Below are 2,962 nucleotides of genomic sequence, written 5' to 3'. Positions count from 1 at the left end.
AGCGGCGCGCCATTCGGCCGCTCCAGTGCGACGGCAAGGCCGCCGGCGCCGTTCTCGACGGTGGCGGTCAGCAGGTTCATCGCCGGCGATCCCATGAAGTCGGCGACGAAGAGATTGGCCGGGCTGTTATAGATCTCGGCCGGCGTGCCGAACTGCTGCAGCACCCCGTCCTTGAGCACGGCGATCTTGGTCGCCAGCGTCATCGCCTCGATCTGGTCGTGGGTGACATAGACGAAGGTGGTGCCCATGCGCTGATGCAGCCGCTTGATCTCGGTGCGCATGTCGACGCGCAGCTTGGCGTCGAGATTGGACAAGGGCTCGTCGAACAGGAAGACCTGCGGATTGCGCACCAAAGCCCGGCCCATGGCGACGCGCTGGCGCTGGCCGCCGGACAGCTGGCTCGGCTTGCGGTCGAGCAGATGGCCGATCTGCAGCATGTCGGAGACCTGCTTGATCGCCTTGGCCCGCTCTTCCTTCGGAACGCCGCGGATCTCCATGCCGAAGGCGATATTGCCCGCCACCGTCATGTTGGGATAGAGCGCATAGGACTGGAACACCATGGCGATGTCGCGCTTGGACGGATGCAGGCCGTTGATGGCGCGCCCGTCGATCCTGATATCGCCAGAGGTGATCGTCTCCAGCCCGGCAATGGTGTTGAGCAGCGTGGACTTGCCGCAGCCGGACGGGCCGACCAGCACGAGAAAGCCGCCCTTTTCGAGTTCGAGGTCGATGCCCTTGAGAATGTCGACGGCGCCGAAGCGTTTTCTGAGACCGGAGATTTCCAGGAAGGCCATGACTTACCCTTTGACTGCGCCCGCCATCAGACCGCGCACGAAGTAGCGGCCGGCGAGGATATAGACGATGAGCGTCGGAACGGCCGCGATCATCGCCGCCGCCATGTTGACATTGTATTCGACCACCCCCGTTGAGGTGTTGACGACATTGTTGAGCGCCACCGTCATCGGCATGGAGTCACCGGTGCCGGCATAGGCCGAGGCAAACAGGAAGTCGTTCCAGATATTGGTGAACTGGTAGATCACCGTGACGACGATGATCGGCAGCGAATTCGGCAGCATGATGCGGCGGAAGATCTGGAAGAAGCTGGCGCCGTCGACCTGGGCGGCGCGGACCAGCTCGGTCGGGAAAGCCTCGTAGAAATTGCGGAAGAACAGCGTGGTGAAGCCCAAGCCATAGACGACATGGACGAAGACCAGGTTGACGGTCGAATTGCCGAAGCCGAAGTTCCAGCCGGTGGCGTTCTGCAGCGTCACCCCGAAGCGGCCGAGCGAGCCGAGAATGGTCGCCATCGGCAGAAGCACCGACTGGAACGGGATGAAGCAGGCAAACAGCATCAGCCCGAACACCAGCGTATGGCCGGGGAAGCGCCATTTGGTCAGGATATAACCGTTCAGCGCCCCCATGATGGTGGAAATCGCCACAGCCGGCACCACCATTTTGATCGAGTTCCAGAAGTAGCCCTTGATGCCGGCGCAGGTCAGGCCGACGCAGGTCTCGCCCCAGGCCTTCACCCAGGGATCGAAGGTCGGCGCCTGCGGCAGCGCCAGCATGTTGCCGCCCTGGATCTCGTCCATCGTCTTGAACGAAGTCGTGAGCATGACGAAGAGCGGCATCAGATAGAGGATGGCGAAGATCGTCAGCAGGCCGTAGATCACCAGGCGGCCGATCCAGCGTGTGTTGTTATTTCTGCTGTCGCTGCTTTGTGAAAGCGGTGCGGTCGAAGGTACGGTCGAGGCGGTGACACTGCTCATCGGGCCTTCTCCTTCAGTTCGGAATAGAGATAGGGGACGATGATCGCCGAGATCGTCATCAGCATGATGATGGCGCTGGCCGAGCCGACGGCCATTTCGTTGCGCTTGAAGGTGTATTCATACATGAAGTTGGACGGCAGCCAGGCCGAGCCGCCCGGCCCGCCCGAGGTCAGCGCCACCACCAGGTCGTAGGACTTGATCGCCATATGGGCGAGCACGATGAAGGCGGAGAGAAAGATCGGCCGCAACAGCGGAATGACGATGCGGCGATAAAGCTGCAAGGGCGAGGCGCCGTCGATCTGCGCCGCCTTCATGATCTCGCCGTCGATGCCGCGAAGGCCTGCCAGGAACATCGCCATGACGAAGCCAGACGCCTGCCAGACACCGGCGATGACAACGGTGTAGATGACGAAGTCCTTGTTCTTGATCCAGTCGAAGTGGAAGCTCGTCCAGCCGAAGTGGTGCAGCGTCTGCTCCAGCCCGAGGCCGGGATCGAGGAACCATTTCCAGGCAACCCCGGTGACGATGAAAGAGAGCGCCATCGGATAGAGGAAGATCGGCCTGAGCAGCCCCTCGCCGCGGATCCTCTGGTCGAGCAGGATGGCAAGCAGCAGGCCGAGCGCCAGGCAAATGCCGACATAGAGGAAGCCGAAGATCGCCATGTTGGTGATCGAGGTATACCAGGAGGACGGCGGATCGCTCTCGAAGGTCCAGCGCCACAGCCGCTGATAGGCGCGTGGCCCGGTCAACGCATAAGACGGGAAGGTCTTGGAATTGGTGAAGGACAGGTAGGCCGTCCAGACGATGAAGCCGTAGACGAAGATGAGGGTGATGACGAAGCTCGGCGCCAGCACGATCTTCGGCAGCGCATCCTGCAGCCGGCCCCGCAACGAGATCGCCGTCGAATGCCGCGGCGTCAGAACCGGATCGGTGGTGGCAACTGTGCTCATGGATATCATCTCCCTTCCCGCAGGATCGGCCCGGCAATGATCGCTGCGGAGCCTGAAGCCTCCCCGCGCGATCGCGCGGGGAAGCATATTCATCGACAGATCTCAGCGGTCTCAGCGGGCGTCGTCGATCGCCTGGACGAGTTGCTTGACGGCTTCGTCGGAGCTCTTGATCTGGCCGTGGACGAACTTCGAGACGACGTCCTTATAGGCATTGGCGATCGCCGGCGGGGCGCCATAGCCCTG

At 62.1% G+C, this 2,962-nt stretch carries 3 protein-coding genes and 1 pseudogene; all 4 read right to left on the bottom strand.

The genetic code is table 11. The features are described from left to right. On the bottom strand, window positions 1-794 hold a 794-nt coding region (locus K6N12_RS33460; RefSeq protein WP_222135256.1), incomplete at its 3' end, for an ABC transporter ATP-binding protein. A gap of 3 nt (window positions 795-797) precedes the next feature. Then, the gene (locus tag K6N12_RS33455) at window positions 798-1,769 is read right to left on the bottom strand and encodes a carbohydrate ABC transporter permease (RefSeq protein WP_131711868.1); all 972 of its coding nucleotides are present in this window, start codon (window positions 1,767-1,769) and stop codon (window positions 798-800) included. After that, window positions 1,766-2,719 (bottom strand): carbohydrate ABC transporter permease, encoded by a 954-nt coding sequence (locus K6N12_RS33450; protein ID WP_131711869.1) that lies wholly within the window; start codon window positions 2,717-2,719, stop codon window positions 1,766-1,768. The genes K6N12_RS33455 and K6N12_RS33450 overlap by 4 nt, the downstream gene beginning before the upstream one ends. Before the next feature lie 111 nt (window positions 2,720-2,830). Continuing rightward, window positions 2,831-2,962 (bottom strand): annotated as a pseudogene (locus K6N12_RS33445) (sugar ABC transporter substrate-binding protein); the annotation flags it as partial.

Source organism: Rhizobium redzepovicii (genome assembly GCF_019793435.1).
GTDB classification, from domain to species: Bacteria; Pseudomonadota; Alphaproteobacteria; order Rhizobiales; family Rhizobiaceae; genus Rhizobium; species Rhizobium redzepovicii.
The sequence above is the reverse complement of the archived record's forward strand: the minus strand, read 5'-3'. Positions and strand labels throughout refer to the sequence as shown.